The organism is Aestuariibaculum sp. M13, assembly GCF_024723255.1.
In the GTDB taxonomy this organism is placed as follows: Bacteria; Bacteroidota; Bacteroidia; order Flavobacteriales; family Flavobacteriaceae; genus Aestuariibaculum; species Aestuariibaculum lutulentum.
Genome location: NZ_JANIAC010000001.1, coordinates 580386 through 599343, shown reverse-complemented (window position 1 = coordinate 599343; position 18958 = coordinate 580386). Strand labels below are relative to the sequence as shown.

General features: G+C 32.9%; 13 protein-coding genes. 11 read left to right on the top strand and 2 right to left on the bottom strand.

What is annotated here, in order from left to right; genetic code table 11:
* Nucleotides 1-18 precede the first annotated feature (18 nt).
* Nucleotides 19-576 (top strand): hypothetical protein, encoded by a 558-nt coding sequence (locus tag NO995_RS02630; RefSeq protein WP_258226169.1) that lies wholly within the window; start codon nucleotides 19-21, stop codon nucleotides 574-576.
* Between the two features lie 75 nt (nucleotides 577-651).
* On the opposite strand, the gene NO995_RS02625 is transcribed toward NO995_RS02630, so the two are convergent.
* Nucleotides 652-1458: a hypothetical protein gene (locus NO995_RS02625; RefSeq protein WP_258226168.1), complete on the bottom strand. Its 807-nt coding sequence runs from the start codon at nucleotides 1456-1458 to the stop codon at nucleotides 652-654.
* A 78-nt stretch (nucleotides 1459-1536) separates the two neighbouring features.
* Nucleotides 1537-1887, bottom strand: a complete 351-nt coding sequence (locus NO995_RS02620; RefSeq protein ID WP_258226167.1) for a potassium channel family protein — start codon at nucleotides 1885-1887, stop codon at nucleotides 1537-1539.
* A gap of 399 nt (nucleotides 1888-2286) precedes the next feature.
* On the opposite strand from NO995_RS02620, the gene NO995_RS02615 reads away from it, so the two are divergent.
* The 10 genes from NO995_RS02615 to NO995_RS02570 all read left to right on the top strand — a co-directional run bounded on the left by NO995_RS02615 (nucleotide 2287) and on the right by NO995_RS02570 (nucleotide 18878).
* A complete protein-coding gene (locus NO995_RS02615) occupies nucleotides 2287-2844 on the top strand; it encodes an RNA polymerase sigma factor (protein WP_258226166.1) in 558 nt (185 codons plus the stop codon).
* An 85-nt stretch (nucleotides 2845-2929) separates the two neighbouring features.
* Entirely contained in the window at nucleotides 2930-4129 is a 1200-nt protein-coding gene (locus tag NO995_RS02610; RefSeq protein ID WP_258226165.1) for a FecR family protein, read from the top strand.
* A 148-nt stretch (nucleotides 4130-4277) separates the two neighbouring features.
* Nucleotides 4278-7886 (top strand): SusC/RagA family TonB-linked outer membrane protein, encoded by a 3609-nt coding sequence (locus tag NO995_RS02605; protein ID WP_258226164.1) that lies wholly within the window; start codon nucleotides 4278-4280, stop codon nucleotides 7884-7886.
* A 13-nt stretch (nucleotides 7887-7899) separates the two neighbouring features.
* A complete protein-coding gene (locus tag NO995_RS02600; protein WP_258226163.1) occupies nucleotides 7900-9336 on the top strand; it encodes a RagB/SusD family nutrient uptake outer membrane protein in 1437 nt (478 codons plus the stop codon).
* A 12-nt stretch (nucleotides 9337-9348) separates the two neighbouring features.
* A complete protein-coding gene (locus tag NO995_RS02595; protein ID WP_258226162.1) occupies nucleotides 9349-10476 on the top strand; it encodes a hypothetical protein in 1128 nt (375 codons plus the stop codon).
* A 15-nt stretch (nucleotides 10477-10491) separates the two neighbouring features.
* Nucleotides 10492-11979: a hypothetical protein gene (locus tag NO995_RS02590; RefSeq protein ID WP_258226161.1), complete on the top strand. Its 1488-nt coding sequence runs from the start codon at nucleotides 10492-10494 to the stop codon at nucleotides 11977-11979.
* A gap of 118 nt (nucleotides 11980-12097) precedes the next feature.
* Nucleotides 12098-14755, top strand: a complete 2658-nt coding sequence (locus NO995_RS02585) for a M16 family metallopeptidase (RefSeq protein ID WP_258226160.1) — start codon at nucleotides 12098-12100, stop codon at nucleotides 14753-14755.
* Nucleotides 14756-14923: 168 nt separating this feature from the next.
* A complete protein-coding gene (locus NO995_RS02580; RefSeq protein WP_258226159.1) occupies nucleotides 14924-16168 on the top strand; it encodes a thioredoxin family protein in 1245 nt (414 codons plus the stop codon).
* A gap of 19 nt (nucleotides 16169-16187) precedes the next feature.
* Nucleotides 16188-17528 carry a thioredoxin domain-containing protein gene (locus NO995_RS02575; protein WP_258226158.1) on the top strand — a complete coding sequence of 447 codons (1341 nt, stop codon included), beginning with the start codon at nucleotides 16188-16190 and terminating at the stop codon, nucleotides 17526-17528.
* An 18-nt stretch (nucleotides 17529-17546) separates the two neighbouring features.
* Complete coding sequence (locus tag NO995_RS02570) at nucleotides 17547-18878, top strand: thioredoxin fold domain-containing protein (RefSeq protein WP_258226157.1); 1332 nt, start codon at nucleotides 17547-17549, stop codon at nucleotides 18876-18878.
* Nucleotides 18879-18958 lie beyond the last annotated feature (80 nt).

The following is an 18958-nucleotide window of genomic DNA, read 5'->3' as shown; positions in this document are numbered from 1 at the left end:
CACTTAAAATGAAATAGTATGAAAAGAATATTACTTTTTTTAAGCTTAGCCCTTTTCTTGTCTACTTGTGTTTTTGCTCAAGAGGAATCATTTGAAGGCGAATCAGAAGAAACATTAAAACATCAGGTTGGTTTTTTGTTGGGACATGCACATGTGCCAAGTGTCTATGCTGAAGGAAAAAAGGAATGGAAAGCGTTACCATCATTTACACTTTACTATAACTATTGGTTGAATGAAAAATGGGCTGTAGGGTTACATACCGATATTATCATAGAGAATTTTGTTGTTGAAAAAAACCTGTCATCAGAGGAGGGTGAAGCAGCATTTTTAGAAAGAGAAAAGCCGGTTGCTCCGGCATTAATGGCGGTTTATAAACCTGGAGAGCATTTTAGTTACTTGTTGGGTGTTGGAGAAGAGTTTGCTAAGGGTGAAAATTTATTTCTAATTCGAGCTGAAGCTGAGTATGCTATTGAGATGCCAAAGGAGTGGGAATTTGAAGTGTCTTTAGGTCATGATTTTAGATGGGATGCATATAATACCATTAATTTAGGATTAGGGGTTTCAAAGAAGTTTTAGTATTTTAGGTAAGTATAATATAAAAAAAGCACCTGATTTTGTCAGGTGCTTTTTTAATAGATGAAAGTCTATAATTTATGATTTTGTAGGGAATAATAAAGTGATTCCTGCGCGAATTCCCCATTCAGCGGCATTACCACTTCCGTAGTGTATTCTTGGCCCTGCAAATATTTGTGTCATTTGCGAACCAAATGAAACGACTTTAGAAGCAACTATATGAAATGTTCCCGAAGTTAAATCGTAATCCCAGTTTTGTGTTAACTCAGTATTAAATGTTAAAGCATATCCTCCGGAGAAGTTTTTAGCAACAAAAGGTTGAAAGAATGTAGCGTTAACGTCGGCGCGATCGTCCTTTCCTGCAACCGACCAAATATGATTTATTAGACATCCAACAGTAACGGAATTTATTTGTTTTAATGCTACAGCAGTCGGACCTAAACCAAATTTTTCAGAACCCAATTCGTCTTTAGTTGCTGTAGGAGCTAAAATTACAGGGCCAACACCCCAGATAAGTCCGCCCTTGGTAGGAGCTTTAGGGGAGAAAAAACCGCTAATTACGGCATCTCCTAATCCGCTTTGTTTTCCGCTATTTCCATTAACATCGCATTGCTTTATGATAGGGATAATGGCACGTCCAATTAAATTCCAGTTTTCACTTATGCTTATAGGAATAACTGGTTGTACGTTAGTTAAAAATTTTGTTCCGTCGTTTGGACCAACATTTAAATCGTAATTGGCTTGAAAAGGAACACTAATTAAATTAGCTACAGGATTTTGTAGTTGTTTTGCTAATGCATCAGCACCATCGCCATCTTGAGCGATTAAGTTTAGTGAGCATAATGAAAATGCAGCAATAGTTAAAATTTGGTAAAGACTTTTCATATGATTTAAAATTAAAAGTGTTTCTGGTTTTTGTAAATGGTTTATTACTAAGGTAATGAAAAAAAACGTTGTAAAATGTTAATGTGCAGCCTTCTCCTTTTTTTTACGTTTGTTATAAAACATAATGGTTACAATTTTAGCAGTAAAAGCAACAAAGGATCCAATGGCCATAAAGGAATAAATCATAGTGAAAATTTTTCCCATAGTTGTTGTTGGGGTAAGGTCGCCGTAGCCAACGGTAGACATAGTCATGACTGAAAAATATAAAGCATCTAAAATGTTCCAATGTTCCGTCTGGTTATAAAAAAGTGTTGCTCCAATTAGTAGAAGGAGGATGGTAAAAAGTAAAAATCTAAACTCCTGGTCGTGTTTTACACCTTTGTACAGAATTTTGCTTAACCGAAATATATTTACAAAGAAAGCTATCATAGATTTATGAATTAAATTAGAAGTAATACTGACGTATGTTAAATGATAATTACTTTAAATTTAATAAATTATTTTATTGAAATTTGAGGTTTATTCAGGAGGTTTTAGTTTAATAATTTTTAAATTTTTGTTGGGATATTAATATTTTGTAAACTTGTGTTTGTAAGATTTTTTATTTGTTTAAATAGGATTATTCGGAATGATTAAAAGTGTTGTTTTTGAGTGATTTAGTTTTAAGATAAACTTCACAAATTGTCATGATATTCTATATAACTTTGCTAAACTTGCAATAATTTTACACAGAGATAATAAAGAAATAAAGAAATAAAACAAAGAATGAAGTTAAGTTTTTGTTTTTGAGTGGTTTAGGTCTGTGTAAATTGTTGGAAAAGAACAATAATGAGGGTTTCAGGTATAACGATTCAGTATAACAGTAAGGAGTTCAAAGCTATTTTTGAGCGTCTTTTTCCGTCAATGTATATGTTGGCCTCTCGTATTTTGAAGAGCGAGGAGAAGGGAAAGGATGTTGCTCAAGAGGCTTTTGTGAAACTTTGGCAAAAGGATACTGAAGAATTTGCCAGTGAAAAGGCCCTGCAAGCTTATTTGTATGTTTTGGTAAAAAACGCTTGTATAAGTGTGTTACGAAAAGAGAAAAATATCAGTAATACTTCCCTGGATGAAGGTCTAACAATTGCTCAAAAATCATTTTTAAACGAAATTTTAAGAGAAGAAACCTACAAATTATTACACGAAGCCATTAAAGAATTGTCTCCCCAGGCGGAACGTGTTGTCATGCTAACTTTAGAAGGTTATCGGAATCAAGATATCGCTTCGGAATTAGAAATAACTATAAATTCTGTTAAAACTGTAAAAAAAAGAGCATATAATAAACTTCGTAATATGCTTGGAAATCAATTTGTTGCAATTCTTCTTGGGAATTTTATTCAATTTTTTTAGTTTTTTTTAACAAAACTGTCACTCTCCTTTAAAAAAACAGCGTCCTTACTATATACAACACCTTCTTTGTTGTAAATTTAAGGATATGGACGATATAAATAAACAAATAGAGCACTCTAAACTTTTAGCTAGTAAAGTTTTAAATTCTTTATCTGAGGAACAAAAAGAGATTTTGCTGGATTGGGAGCAGCAAGATGATAATAAGAATATTACTGAAGATATTTTGAATGCATATTCCTTCAAGGAGTGGCAGGAAAAGTTAAAATCTATTGACACGAAGGAGGAGTGGGCGTCTTTTTTAGAAGTCATGGAGAATACTTCCGAAAAGACAAGTAAAGTTATAAGACTAAAGTATGTTAAGTGGATGTCTGCTGTAGCAGCTGTTTTGGTTGTAGGTTTTTCTGTTTTAACTTTTATGAATTCCGATAATGATCGTTTAAAAGCTGTAGATGCCTCTAGTATTGCTCCTGGGACCTCCCATGCTGAGTTGGTATTGTCAAATGGAGAAGTAATAGACTTAGAAAATTCAAAAGATAGTAAAATGCAGGAAGGAACGCTTAATGTAGAGAACGTTAAGGGTGTACTTCAATATAAAGATGCTAAGTCTAGAAGAGGAAGTGGTAATAAAGTAAAAACTAATACCTTAAAAGTGCCTAGAGGTGCCGAATACCAGTTGGTGTTGTCTGATGGAACCAAGGTGTGGTTGAATTCGGATACAGAATTAACTTATACGGTTCCTTTTGTTGGGACTGAGCGTCGTGTGGCTTTAAAAGGAGAGGCCTATTTTGATGTAACACCTAATAAAGAGTTACCTTTTATTGTTATGACGGGTAATCAGGAGGTTCAGGTTCTAGGTACAGAGTTTAACGTGTCTGCCTATCGCGATGATGAAACCATTACCACAACTTTAGTAGAGGGTAAGGTGCAGGTAACCGATAATATTTCAAACGAGGAAAAATTCTTGCTTCCAAACGAGCAATCTGTTCTAAACAAAAAAAACGATGCTATAAAGAAAAGCGAAGTCGACGTGTATCCATACATAGCATGGAAAGAAGGTCGTTTTGTATTTAATAATGTAACATTAGAAGAATTTTTGTATAAGGTATCTAGATGGTATGATGTTGAGGTGTTTTATGATAGTGAAAGTTTAAAAGCCTTAAGCTTTACTGGTGACCTTCCTAGGTATAGCGATATGACAAGTATTTTAAAAATTATTGAAGCAGAAATGTCTGTTCGAATAAAAATTGAAGATAACAAAAAGATTTACGTATATAAGAAAAATTAGCAATACTGTTAGTATTGTTTTAACCGGCTCAAGTTCGCTACTAGGGCCTTTGGGATTAATTAATCAACTTGAAATTATTATGAAAAAAACGATTTTATTAACTAATGCTTATCAGTTTACTGAGGCTCAAAAAAAACAATGGTAAAATATGAGGTTATCCATTATTTTAATTTTTAGTGCCGTATTATCAATTAACGCGGCCACTTATTCACAGTCGAAACGTGTGAGTTTAAGTTTAACTAACGTTAGTTTTTCAAAGTTATTTGAGGAAATAAGAAAACAAACTGATTATAGTTTCTTTTTTAATGACGAAAAAATTAATGCTTTAGCAGATATATCTGTTAAAAAAACAAATGCTCCAGTTGAGGAGATTTTAGACGAGGTTTTAAAGGGGACAGACCTGTCTTATAAAGTAGTAGATGGCGTTATTGTTATTGTAGAAAATGGGAAAGTTGCTCCAATTCAAAGTATTACTGTTGATGGAGTAGTACTTGATGAAGCCACCAATGAAGCTATTTTAGGAGCCAATGTTTTGGTAAAAAATAGTGTACTTGGAGTAGTTACAGATTTTGACGGTAAATTTAAAATTGTTTTACCACAAAGTTCAACTTTAGTTGTGTCATATTTAGGGTACGAAACTCAGGAAATTACAGTCGAGAGTTCAACGACCTTAAAAATTAAATTGAAACCAACTGTAGAGAACCTTGACGAGGTGGTTATCAATACAGGTTATACTAAAATTGATAGAACAGAAAATACCAGTTCTGTAGCTACAATACAAAATGAAGAGTTAGAAATTCAAGGGGCTATCACCATCGATAAAATGATAGATGGTAAAGCAACAGGGCTTTCTGTTACAAACTTAAGTTCTACACCTGGTGCTGCAGCAAAAATTAGAGTACGTGGCGGTAGTACCTTTACAGGAAACCAAAGTCCGCTATGGGTTGTAGATGGTGTTATTTATGAAGATCCAGTGCCATTATCGGCGAGCGAGATTAACAGTTTCGATAATGTAAATATTATTGGTAATGCGTTAACGGGAATTAATCCAACAGATATAGCCAAAATTGATATTTTAAAAGATGCATCGGCAACTGCTATTTATGGTACGCGTGCTGCAAATGGGGTAATTGTTATTACAACAAAACGAGGTAAACAAGGTAAGCCTCAACTAAATTATTCTACAGGACTTAGTTTTGTACAGGCACCTCAATATTCAGACTTAAATTTGATGAACTCTCAAGAACGTATTGATGTTTCTAGAGAAATGTATCACAGAAATTTAGGGTATGGACAGTCTTACGATAATATCGATCGTATTGGTTATGAAGGAGCATTATTAAACTTATGGGATGGTACTTATACACAACAAGAGTTTCAAAACCAGGTAAGTTATTTAGAAACGTTAAATACCGATTGGTTTGGTGAATTATATCGAGATTCTTTTGTGCAAACACATGCTTTAAGTGCTTCAGGTGGTAGCGAAAATGCAAAATACTACTTCTCTTTAGGATATGATGATCAAAATGGAGCTGAAAATAATGTGGGATTAAATCGTATTACTGCACGTTCTAATATCGACTTAGATGTTAGAGATAATGTAAAATTATCTTTTAGAATGAATGGGTCAGTTCAGGAAGCAACGTATAACCATGGTTCTATAAATACATTTAATACAGCCTATTATACAGCTAGAACGATTCCTATTTATAACGAAGATGGAAGCTATTTTAAGCAAAGTCAAAATATTGCAGTTTATAATGGTGAGCGTATATATGCAGGATATAATGTGTTAAACGAAATGAACGAATCTGAAAGAAATATCACAAATAAAGGATTAACGCTGGCAGCGGCCTTAAATTGGGAATTTTTAAATGATTTTAGATTTAATAGCCAGGTAAGTTATAGAAATACGACGAATTTAACTGAAGAGTGGATTACGGAAAATACATTCTATGCAGCAAATTTACGTACTTATGATGCTTTTGAAGACTTAATAGAAGGATTACAAACAGGATCTGGTCTGTTACCTTTTGGTGGTGTTTATAATGGAGGTATGGTAAGCCAGGATACATATTCGATTACCAACCAGTTAAACTATAACAAAAAGTTAGGTAAGCATCAGTTTAACATTAATTTATCTCAAGAGGCACGTTCTATAAATTATTGGGGTGCCACTGGTTTTAATGTGCCAGGTTATAATCATTATCAAGGTAGAGGTTTCGTGGCATTGCCAAGAGCAACTTCTTTTGTTGGTCAAGAAAATACTTATGATTATGGAAATATGATTAATTGGTTGACAACCAGTGATGGTGTAAGTGTATATCCAAACATAACTGACAGAGTAAGTAATTCTATGTCCTATTTTGGAATTTTTAATTACGTATACGATTCTCGTTATATTCTTAATTTTAATATGCGTAGTGATGGTTCTAACCAGTTTGGACAATACGAACGTTATAAATTTAAGCCAACATATTCGGTTTCTGGACGTTGGAATATGCATAATGAGAAATTTTTAAGAAACTCTAAAAGTTTAGACGAATTAGCTCTTAGAGCCTCTTATGGTGTACGTGGTACCATGCCAAATACAAGCCCGTATTTAATTATTTCTAATTACGGAAAGAATAATGCTATCTATTATCCAGAAACTACAGCAAGTTTAAGCGCGTTTCCTAATGCAAATTTACGTTGGGAAAAAACAACGACAACCGATCTTGGACTTAACTTTAGTTTTTGGGGAGGTCGTTTAAGTGGAGCATTAGATTATTCGTATTCTAAGAGTGAGGACTTGTTACAAAACAGACCAATTTCATTAGTTAATGGTTCAGCTACTCAGTTGTTTAATTCAGGAAGTAAGGATGTTAGTAACTACGAGTTAAGCTTAAGAGGGGTATTACTAAAACAAAAAGATTTAGGAATAAGTGCTAACTTAAACTTTTCTTACAGTAAAGATCGCGTGTTAGAAGGTTTTGAAGATGGAGCTCGTTTAGCACTTACTGTTAACGATTATTTAAACGGAAGTATATACAGATCAGGGTTTCCAACTAATGGATTCTTCGCATACCAGTTTGATGGTTTAAACGAAAACGGATTACCAACCTTTAAGAATTTAGTTATGGAAGGTGCTTCTCCAGAAAAACAACTGGAAGCTGCTTTATCATACCAAGGTAGTCGTATACCTCTATACTATGGTGGTTTTGGAACACAAATTAGATCGGGAAGCTTTACACTATCAGCGAGTTTTACTTATAAGTTAGGTTATAAAACCAGATTATTAAGTTTATATAATGGTAACCAAAACTTACCGTTACCATACGAAAATATGTCTGGCGAGTTTAATAATCGTTGGAGACAACCTGGAGATGAATTAACTACAAACATCCCTGCAATATCAAACTATAATCAATCATTTAGCAATGTTGCATCTTCAGATGGTTTAGACGATGTTTATGTAACAAATTATGGCTATGTGGTGCCAACAGGAACCAACGCTTGGTGGATGTACGATAGAAGTGATGCCAGAATTGTAAATGCTGACCATATTCGTTTTCAATCTTTAACATTATCATATAATTTACCTAAAGTTATCTTAGAACCAATAGGTATTAAATATGTAAATGTTGGTGTTCAGGGTAGTAATTTAGGCTTTATAGCTTTCGATAAAGATCTTAAGGGGCAAGATCCAGAGCAAGTTTCTGGAATTGGTATGCCAACCTTACCTACATATAGTTTAAGTCTAAATGTTAGTTTCTAATTAAAAAATAGATATGAAAAAAATAATATATACATTATTACTAATCCCAATTTTTGGATGTAGTGATTTTTTAGATGAAGTCGATCAGGATAAACTTATTCCAGAAACGACCGATCATTATGCGGCCTTATTACTAAATGAGTTTAACTACAATTATCCTATTTTTAGTTCTATTGACCACATGACCGACAATATGACTGAAGATCCAAAGGCGAAGTCTACATTAAAATGGAATAGAAAGCCAACTTACACTTGGCAACGTGAAGTAGAGATCGATGAAAATGGAAACGAATTAGGTTCCATTAATAATGCTTGGGAGAATACTTATGAAGATATTGCTATTGCGAATTATGTAATTGAGTTAATCGATGAGGCGTCGGGAGACCAAAGTGAAATTGATAATATTAAAGGAGAAGCCTATTTTATTCGAGCTCTTAGTTATTTTAACCTTGTTAACTTATATGGTAAACCTTATAATGCGACATCTGCCGATGTAGATTTAGGAGTGCCGCTTAGAGATGATATTGGAGTTGAAACTACGTATAATAGAAATACAGTAGCAGAAGCCTATGCTTTAATAGAGAGTGATTTATTAAAAGCTATCGAACATATGGAAGCAAGTGGAATTACAAAAAGTAAATGGCACCCTAATGCTGCAACTTGTAATTTATTAATGTCGAGAGTTAAATTATATGAGCAAAAATGGGATGAGGCTATAGCCTATTCAGATAAAGTTATCGAAGCTGGATCATTAACTAAAATATCTACTACGGTACCTTTTGTAAGAGATAGTAATAAGGAAATTCTTTATTCGTATTATGCCTTAAGCCCGATTCATAGATTATATAATATCGGAACTACTTTACAGGATGCATATTATAGAGCAAGTAAGGAATTAATTGATCTTTATGATGACAACGACCTTAGGAAAGACGTATTCTTTTTAGGAATTGATGATGGAACAGGGAAACCTTATTATAGAACGAAAAAATACGCAACAGATGTGTATACCGATTTAGGTTTTGCTAACTTTAGAGTAGGAGAAGCTTATTTAAACAGAGCTGAGGCTTATGCTCATAAACAAGAGTATGGTAATGCTTTAAATGATGTTAAAACTTTACATAATAATCGTTATAGTAATGTTTCAGGTATTGTTTACCCAAGCGACGATAGCCAGGTTTTAGCTTATGTTTTAAACGAAAGACGTAAAGAACTTTGTTTTGAAGATCACCACCGTTGGTTCGATTTAAGACGTATGGAAAATCGTCCGGAAATTAAGCACGTATATACAGTGATTGAAGACGATAATACAGTAACTTCAGTAGAAACCTACACGTTATTATCAGACGATTTAAACTATACATTGCCTATTCCATTAAAGGAAAGAGAGAACAATCCGCTGATTTATAATAATGAGCGTTACGAAAAAATACCTACAATAGAAGACTAAAAAATTAAGTATATGAAAAATAATATATTAGTATACCTTGCCCTTATAGTGTGTTCTGTAGTGGCTTGCGATGTTGATGAGTATGTAAAAGCATCAAATGCAGATGAGGATAGAGTCTTGTCTCAAATAGACTTTTCTAATTCCGATATAAAAATGTTATACGACGATTATAACATGGGATTATTGTTTGAATACGATCAAATCTTAGATTTCGCTTACGATGCTGGTTCTGAAGACCGAACTAGTCTATGGGGAAGTATAGATATGCCTCAAATTCAAACTAAATTTGAGGTAGATAGTGTTTTAACAGCCGAAGGGAAAGTTGAATACGAAGCTTACAAACAAGAGGTAACCACCTTTTTAGTAGAGAATTTATTTAATTACTTTAAACCTAATACGACTATAGCTACGTTAATGCCATATAAAGTGTTAGTAAGTAATAGTCTTTTTAGCGAAAGAAATGTTCCAGATGATGCCGGTGATGTGTTAACCGAAAGTGAAGAAAGATTATCAAGTTCTGCTCGATATAATTTACGTACTGTCTTCAATAAACACTCTATTGTATTTTCTATCGATTTAGATGAGCTTACTACATCATCAAGAAAAGAAGAGTTTACAAAAGATAATTTCTATATTTTATTGAGTAGAATTATGGGGATGCATAATCTTTACGACCAAGTACCAGAGGAGTTTTATGGAGATAAAGCAGACTATTATGGTTTGGAAATGGAGGAACCTTTCATTACAGAAACAGGAAAAGAGGATTATGAAAGAATAGATTTTATTGATAAGGACTGGTTCTATGAGAAAGGATTTATTGATGCCAGATATTTTTATGGGTCTTCATCTGGATTAGGGAATTATACGCAGCGTTACGACCAGGAAACTGGAGAAAGATTTTCTTCTAGTTCAGAATATGTATATCATAAAAAAACTCTATTACCTTATTACGATTTTGTAGCAAGTAAAGAATACGATGTTAGAGCGTATGTAAATGAATTAATTTTTAGAGATGCAGATGAGCTTTTAGCGTTTCCACAAAATATTCAAGATAACTTGAAAATTATTTTCGACCTGTTAACCGAATGGGGTGTAGATATTTTAGCTATAAACCCAGATTTGGAAGTGTTAAATCAATAATTAATTAAAAAGTAAATGATGACAAAGAATTTATTATACACGGTATTGATGGGTGTGTTTGGACTTTTAATGTTTCAAGCCTGTCAAGATGATCCATCCTTTCCAGATCCAGGTTTCGAAATTTCAGAGCAACGTGTTGAGGTACGTCGTGATACTATAGATTACTATAATGTACACATGCGAATGACGGTACCTAATAAAGTAAAAGAAATCCTGATTTTAGATGGCCTAGATTATAGTGTAGTGGAGACTATTACAGACTATAACGGTCAAACTAATTTTGATTTTGACTATGTAGTTGACTTAACAGAAATTACCGAAGAAACTATTTTAAATTATATTATAAAAGTAACTGATGAAGACGGTCGTAGTTTTAACAGAGGTGTTAGAATTCATGTACAACCATTCTCGTTTCCTGAAATAGATTTAGTAGGAGGTAGTAACGTGGCAATTGTGGCGCCAGCGTATTATGTAAAAGGTGATATTTCTACAGGATTGAATACCATTGCCTTAGTTCAGGTGATTTATAATGGCGAAGTTAGGTATGAATACAAGCCAATCTCTGGAGAAGAGCTTAATGAGATGTCATTAAAAGCCTTAGTTTTAATGGGAGAGTTAGAAGCAGGTCAGGAATACCCTATCGAAATTTATATCAAAGATAGTGAAGGGCAAGAATCTACTACAGTTGTAACAGTAACAAAAACAGATGTTCTTAAAAAGCCTACAAGAATAAATTACATTAATTATTTAGGAACTATTTTTTATATTATTCCAACCTATGATGCAGATGGTAATATTATCGAATTAGATTATCATTCGCCTTCTAAATCTGTATGGAATGTATGGGAGTTCACGTATAATGATATGGGTATGGTTGAAACAATTGTTCAAAATCCGTTGTATAGCGATGGAAGCCCTCGTGATTATAAAAACTTTACCTACATTAATTATGTGCCAGCGAGTTCACAAATTAGTTCTATTCAATCCAGAAGTAATGATTATGACGAAAACGGGGAGTTAGTTACTGAAGGCGATCTTGAAGATGAACGTTTCAATATTGTTTACAATACATCTAATGAAATAGAATCATTTGGTTATAGTCGCTATAGTGTAGATGAAGTGGTATACGATGATCCATTTGGTTTAGGAGAAAGTGTATTTGCTATGTATTGGCAGTCAGAAACCTATATGAGATATAGTAATAGAAGACAAAAAGTAAAATCGTTCGATCCTGTATTGATGCCAACATATATGGCTGGTTTCCCGCCATTATGTAACCATATTAGTTTAGATGATATAGCTAACGATATTTTATGGTATAAATATGTGCCTTCAACAGTCGTATCTACAGATGATGAAGAAAATCCTTATCAGTACCTAAATTTACCGAAATATACCTACGAGACAGATGAAGAAGGTAATGTTATAGAAATAACAAAAGTATTTACTGGTTATAATGAAGGAAGATTAGATACTTACTTATTCTTTTACGACGAAGAATAACGAATTAAATTTTTAAAACAATAAGAAAGTGAAAAAAGGTGTTTTTACCTTAAAACGATTAGTAAACTTTCTAAGCATTATTATAATTTCTGCCCATTCTTATGGGCAGAATTTTTTTATGCCAGAAGGAATTACATATAAACAATTACCAAACGGGTTTAGATATTACATTATTCCAAATGGTGAACCAGGGAAAATTGGGGTATATCTGCTATCTGATACTGGTTGTTTTGTAGAGAAAAAGGAAGAGCGTGGCGTAGCACACTTTTTAGAACATATGGTTTTTAAAGGGAGCAAAAACTACCCTGGTAATGAAACTTCAGAAGCTCTAGAACGTATGGGGTTACGAATTGGGCGGGATTATAACGGCTCTGTAAATGATACCCATACCGAGTACCGTATTTTTATTCCGGAAAACAATGATGCTACTCTAAAAGAAACACTGCGATTAATGAACGATTGGTGTTATAATCTTCAAATGGATTCCACCGATTTAGAAGTAGAGAAGAAAGTAGTTATCGAAGAAATTAAACTTCGAAAAGGAGGAGGCACACCCTTTGTTATTGGTACGTATTTAGAAGGGCATAATGGTTTGGGGTCTGAAGAACAGATAAGAAGTGTCACCTCAAAAGATGTAAAAGATTTTTATAATAAGTATTACACTCCAGACCAATTAGCACTTGTTGTTTATGGTAAAGTAGATGAGAAAAAAGTATCGAAATACATTGATAAATTATATGGTAAACTTCCTCAGGCAACTGATAAAAGCGATAACAAATATTTAGACCTAAGCCAGGAAACTATTGTTAATTGTGATTACGAAAATAAAAACTCCGAAATGCTGGTTTTAGGGTTTAAAACCAGAGATTTTCCTGTTGTCGATTTTGATTCGTATAAAAGAGATTTGATTTATAAAGTGTTTTGCGAAATGCTTCAAAATAGATTAAATCAATTACCTGATTCAAATATTGAGAAAGTTACTGCTAATGTGGCTTATCCTTTTACAGGAAATTTGTGGTTTAATTTCAGGCTTGAAGCCAAAGACAATGCTTCATATAAAACCATGCTTAATAACTTTAATTATGTTGTGGGGCAGGCAAGGCGTTTTGGGTTTCTACAGGAGGAAATTAATTTTTTTGTAGATAAATTATTAAAACGTTATCAAAGTAATCTGGGTAATCCTGATAATTATTTTGCGGCAGTACAAATGCATTTCTTTAAAGGAGAAATGCCTTTATCTACATCAGATAAGGTAAAATACATGCAGGAAATTACTAATACCATTACCCCTAATGATTTTACTGAAGTTCTTAATGGCTTCACAGATTTAAACAAAACCATTTTGTTTGATAAAAAAGCCAAAGCTTTTGATGCAGGATTTAATGAAACTTATATTTTAGGAGCCATTAAGCTTATTAACAAAAATGCGAAGGTTGTACCGTATAAATTTTCAGAACCATCTAATCAATTTGAAATTAGAAGTAATGCAAACTTACCTGAAGTTAGAATTCAGAATTTAAATCCGAAATCAATTAAAAAGAAGGTAAAGCTGGGTGATTATTTATACTTGTTAAAGTATGATAACGGCATTAAAGTTGTTGTAAATAATGCTCCAAATTCAGATACTCAGATAAAGATTGTAAGTAAACATGGTTTAAACAATATTCCTGAAAAGGATAGAACTTTGTTTAAGTTTGTAGCCGATAATTTTGATGAGTCTTTTGGTGATTATTCAGAAAAAGAAGCCAAAGATTTATGCCGAAGCACTAGAGTATATAAAAGTGTTACTTTTAATAATTACGATTATGAGTTCCATCTGAAAGGGACTAATAACAACTTTTCAGAATTGGTGAAAATCTTTAACCTTATGGTTAATAATGAAACTTTACCAAAAGGAGACCGTATTTCTGAAAGTTATAAACGTTATTTAAAGCGATCAGGAAATTCTAAAGATGAGTATGCCGATTATGTAAATGAAATTTTAGGAAAAGGCTTAAATGTACCAACAGTTACAGATACAACTATTACCGAAGAAACTGTAAATCGATACTTCCACTATTATTCCATGTTTAAGCGTAGTTTTAGAGATTCATATATTTATGTTGGAGGTGCATTACCTGAGAATGTTGATGAGTTAATTTCAACATATATTGGTACTTTAAAACCAGTTGATTTTAATACATCTGTAAATGAAACCAGACCACCTTTATTAGCAAAATCAAATATTGTAGAGACAATTGACTGGGGGAAAAAGTCTTCAAAATCAAGCTTTATATTTTCAAGTGTAGATAATAAGGCAATTTCGTTTAAAGATAAATTGATTAGTGAAGGTATAGCAGAATATGGTTATAAACGCATGTTTCATATTTTGAGAAAGAAGTATGGTTATATTTATTCTTTAGGAGTCTCTGGATATGCCAATGTATCTCAAAATTTAAATGCAGTTAGTATTCGTTATATTGTGGAGGATCTGGCCAATGTAGAGGCAGCACAAAAGGCAATGCAGGAAGAGGTCTTGCCATCTATGAGTCAAGGTATTTTGACAGACGACCAGGCAATTGGAATTAAGGCCCTTTTGGAAAAAGATTATGTGGCTTCTTTTTACGAAACCGATCGTGTGAGTTCTGATTATTTAAAATGGGGATTAGATTATGGGAAATTATATACCATGAAGGATTTCCAAAAGATGATTCGTAAAATTTCAAAGGAAGATATCGAGCAACATATGAAACGCTTAATCAATCTGGATAAGTATTTTATTCTAATTCAGAATTAAAGCTTACCAATATGTAATAGCATACTAATCAAGTTTGTAAAGAAATCGAAAAGCTGTTATCTTTATAGGTAACAGCTTTTTTTGTTGTTCTGTCACTCTAAACGTTAAAAAATGCGTCTTTATAATATGTAGCCGGCTTTGGCTATTTCCTAAACTTAATGAAAAAATATGAAAAGAAATGTTTTAACCCTTGCTGTTATCTTCTTAATAGGGTTTTTAAATTTATCTGCACAAGGCATCGAATTTCAACACATATCTTTAGAAGAAGCGCTTGAAAAGGCTAAATCTGAAGATAAATTAGTGTTTATTGATTTTTACACCACTTGGTGCGCGCCTTGTAAATCAATGGCAAAAAATGTATTTACCTTGCCGGAAGTTGGTGCAGTATATAACAAAGAATACATTAACATTAAGCTTGATGCCGAAAAGGAAGGATTACCTGCGGCTAAAAAATATTTGGTAAATAGTTACCCTACTTACGTTTATTTAAATTCAAATGGTAATATAGTTTATAAGGAATCAGGAACACGTATGCCTGATGATTTTATTCAATTAGGACGTGATGCTGTAGCTTCAGAAAACAGTCAGTTTAGTCTGGAGAAATTACAGGCTAAATTTCCAAACAAACAAGATGATGCCGATTTTTTAAAAGTTTATTTTACTAAACTCTTAGAGTATGGGCAAAACCCAACTGAAGGCATTAATGCCTGGTTAAAAGTACAGAATGAAATAGAAGAGGCCGATGTAGACATGATGGAGTTTTTGTTAAAGTACAAAGACTATATTTTACTTAACTCTAGAGGTGCAGAAATCTTGATGGCTAATTTCGATGAATACATGGATATCGCAACCAGAAAAGAAGAAGAGGAATTAGAAGTTTTTAAGGAAGTTCGTTTAGCAAAAAATACAAGAGATTATGCTTTTCAAACTAAAAACCCCGAGTTGTGGTTAATCTTTATGGAAGCCTTCAATGAATTACCAGAAAAATATAAGAAAAGAGGGAATTACTTAGACTATAAAATAACCTATTATGCGTTACTTAAAGATTCTAAGTCTTATAAAAAAGAGGTTGAAAATTACGTAGATAGCTTAATGGTTGAAAACACTTCAGGTAAAACTAAATCAGGAGTAATTGTCCAAGACCTTAGCAGCAAAGGAGAAGCATATTTAAAATATGCCGATTCAAAAAGTGATTATAAAAAACTTGAAGGTTGGGTAGAATATGGTTACAAGTTGCAAAGCAGCCCATATTTAATGGATAATCTTACGAGTAATCTCTTTTATAAAAAAGGAAAAACAAAGAAGGCTATAGAGTACAAAGAAAAAGCCTTAGCTAATTGGCCTGCAGACGATAAAAAACTATCGGCTAAAAAGTACGAATTAGAGCAAATGAAAAAAGGTGAATTAATCTAAATACTTCATTGTACAGACTATGATAAACAAAAAAATATTAGTATTCATTCTTTTGCTGATGCCCTTTTTAGGGATTGCACAGGGAATGAATTTCGAACATATAACCTTAGAAGAGGCATTAACCAAAGCTAAAGCCGAAAACAAATTAGTGTTTATCGACTTTTATACGGTTTGGTGTGGCCCTTGTAAAAAAATGGCTCGAGATATATTTCCACTATCAACAGTAGGAGAGATGTATAACAAAAACTTTATAAACTTAAAGTTAGATGCCGAGAAAGAAGGCGAAGCTGTTGCCAAGCAATATAACGTAACAGGGTACCCCACTTTATTGTATTTAGATACAGACGGCAAAGTACTTCTTATGGATACGGCTTACAAACCAGAAGACGTTTTTTTAGATATGGCAGAAAGAGCGATATCATCTATAAATAGTGAGTATAGCTTAGAAAACCTTCAAGACATGTTTGTTGATAAGCAAAACGATGAACAGTTTCTTAAGATGTATATCAAAAAAATGGATGAATTCGGACAGGATATTTCAGTTGGAGTTGATGCTTGGTTAAAAGTGCAAACTGAAATTGACGAGTCGAGCCCTAAGATGTTAAAATATTTGCTTAAAAATTCGAGAAATATTTTAATAGGAGGAAAAGGTGAACAGATTCTTGATGAAAATTACGAAACATTTATGAAACAAGCTTCTTCTTTTGAAGCTAAGATGTTACCAAGAATTAAGACTCAAATTCTTAATGGAACCTTCGATACTGCTGTCCGTAACAAAGACCCTGAGTTAATGCAAACTTATATTGAAGCTTATAAAAGTCAGCCGGAAGATCGTATTCGCGAAGATTATTTAGTCGAAGCAGAATTAATATACTTTGATATGTTAGATGATGATCCATCATATAAAGCCACTACAGCGAATTATATTAACATGCTTATTACTAAAACCTCAATTGAAGACATTCATCAGGAAGATAAAAAAAGCTATGAAATGTATAAAAAAGCTTATGATAGAGATCCTAAACCTGAAAGAGTATCTATGTTAAATGCTTCAAAAGAAGGGTTAAAAGCTTCAAAACTTCTTAAGGAAATTGACGAAAAAGGTAAAGGATATTTAAAACGTGTAACTTCTAATTCAGAGTATAAAGATGTTAAAGTATGGATTAAATATGGTTACGAGTTAAAAGCAGATAATTGTTTTACAGACGATCTTAAAGCTGAAATGTATTATAAAAAAGGTAAGACTAAAAAAGCAATTCAGCTTAAAGAAAGGGCCATTAAAAACTGGCCAACTTCTGATAAAAAGTTTGTAAATAAGGCATACGAACTGGAACAAATGAAAAAAGGAGCATCAATTTAAACAACTAAAGACATATTCATGATTACTAAAAAATCAATCTTATATACCTTACTTCTATTACCTGTTTTAGCAATTGCACAGGGTATCCATTTCGAAAAAGGAAGTTTTCAACAAGCGTTCGATAAAGCAAAAAAAGAAAATAAAGTGTTGTTTGTAGATGGTTACGCCGATTGGTGTGCACCATGTAAAAAAATGGCAAAAACTGTTTTCATGGAAGAAGAGGTAGGCGCTTATTTCAACGAGCATTTTGTATCCTATAAATTAAACATTGAAAAAGGTAACGGACCAAAACTTAAGGAAAAATACGGAATTCAAGGTTTACCAAGTTATGTGTTTATAGATGCAAATGATGAGGTGGTATACAGATCTTCAAGTGCGATGCCTGCTGAAGAGTTTTTAAGTGAGGCAAAAGCAGCTATGGCTTCAGCTAATAATCCTAACAGTATAGCACGCTTATCAGAACTTTACAATAAAAATAAAGAAGACGAAGCTTTATTAGCAAAATATTTAGATAAGTTATTAGAAGTAAAAACAGATAAAAACTACACAGATATTCTGGAACAGTATTTAAAAGTTCAAACTTCTATTGCAGATTCAAGTCAGGCTATGGTAAACTTATTAGCTAACCATAATAAACAACTTGTGTTTGGAGGAGAGGCAGATCGTATTATTAACGAGAATTTAAAAACCAAAGCTTGGAAAAAGTACGTTAGAAAAGACATTAGAGAAATCTATCAGGGTTTGCCAAAAAAAATGATTACGGCAACCACAGAGTATGCTATTGTTAAACGTGATACAACGTACCTGGAGTTAACTTTTCAAAGAGCAGGTGAAGCTGGTTTTACTGCTAATGATGCGCAAAGAAAGCGAATGTATACGTACTATTATTTAAACTCTGGACAAGGCGAAAAATATAAAGCTTTAGTGCATGACGATATAGTAAAGTATGTAGCAGCAATAGATAAAGAAGGTTCCAGAGCCTTTTATTTAGATTGGTTGCAGAAACGGGCAGAAGGTGATCAGGAAGCCTTAAGAATGGTTAGACCAAATGCTGTTAAGTATAGCGAGGATCTTTACAGAATGTTAAAAGATTATGTCGGTTTTGTAAATACCCAAGAAGAGAAGAAAGAAGTGTTATCATGGATGGAAGTAGCTTATTATATTCGTCCTAATTCAGCTGAAAACACCAGTAACTATGCCAATATTCTTTATGTTGCTGGAGATAAAAATAAGGCAATAGAAGTTAAGGAGGAGGCCTTTAAATTAGGACAGGAAGAAAACCTTAAAAGATTATCGGCTATTAAAGGAGAATTAGACTTAATGAAGGCAGGCGAAGACATTTTGCTTTAAGCTTTTAAATTTATAGAATTATAAAAAATCAAAAGGCAATATGTTTATTTCAACCATAAACATGTTGCCTTATTTTATTC

Coding starts and splice junctions, on each gene's coding strand:
- NO995_RS02605 (WP_258226164.1), top strand. CDS start 4,278: ATGAGGTTATCCATTATTTTAATTTTTAGTGCCGTATTATCAATTAAC.
- NO995_RS02610 (WP_258226165.1), top strand. CDS start 2,930: ATGGACGATATAAATAAACAAATAGAGCACTCTAAACTTTTAGCTAGT.
- NO995_RS02595 (WP_258226162.1), top strand. CDS start 9,349: ATGAAAAATAATATATTAGTATACCTTGCCCTTATAGTGTGTTCTGTA.
- NO995_RS02625 (WP_258226168.1), bottom strand. CDS start 1,458: ATGAAAAGTCTTTACCAAATTTTAACTATTGCTGCATTTTCATTATGC.
- NO995_RS02600 (WP_258226163.1), top strand. CDS start 7,900: ATGAAAAAAATAATATATACATTATTACTAATCCCAATTTTTGGATGT.
- NO995_RS02580 (WP_258226159.1), top strand. CDS start 14,924: ATGAAAAGAAATGTTTTAACCCTTGCTGTTATCTTCTTAATAGGGTTT.
- NO995_RS02630 (WP_258226169.1), top strand. CDS start 19: ATGAAAAGAATATTACTTTTTTTAAGCTTAGCCCTTTTCTTGTCTACT.
- NO995_RS02575 (WP_258226158.1), top strand. CDS start 16,188: ATGATAAACAAAAAAATATTAGTATTCATTCTTTTGCTGATGCCCTTT.
- NO995_RS02585 (WP_258226160.1), top strand. CDS start 12,098: ATGCCAGAAGGAATTACATATAAACAATTACCAAACGGGTTTAGATAT.
- NO995_RS02615 (WP_258226166.1), top strand. CDS start 2,287: ATGAGGGTTTCAGGTATAACGATTCAGTATAACAGTAAGGAGTTCAAA.
- NO995_RS02620 (WP_258226167.1), bottom strand. CDS start 1,887: ATGATAGCTTTCTTTGTAAATATATTTCGGTTAAGCAAAATTCTGTAC.
- NO995_RS02570 (WP_258226157.1), top strand. CDS start 17,547: ATGATTACTAAAAAATCAATCTTATATACCTTACTTCTATTACCTGTT.
- NO995_RS02590 (WP_258226161.1), top strand. CDS start 10,492: ATGATGACAAAGAATTTATTATACACGGTATTGATGGGTGTGTTTGGA.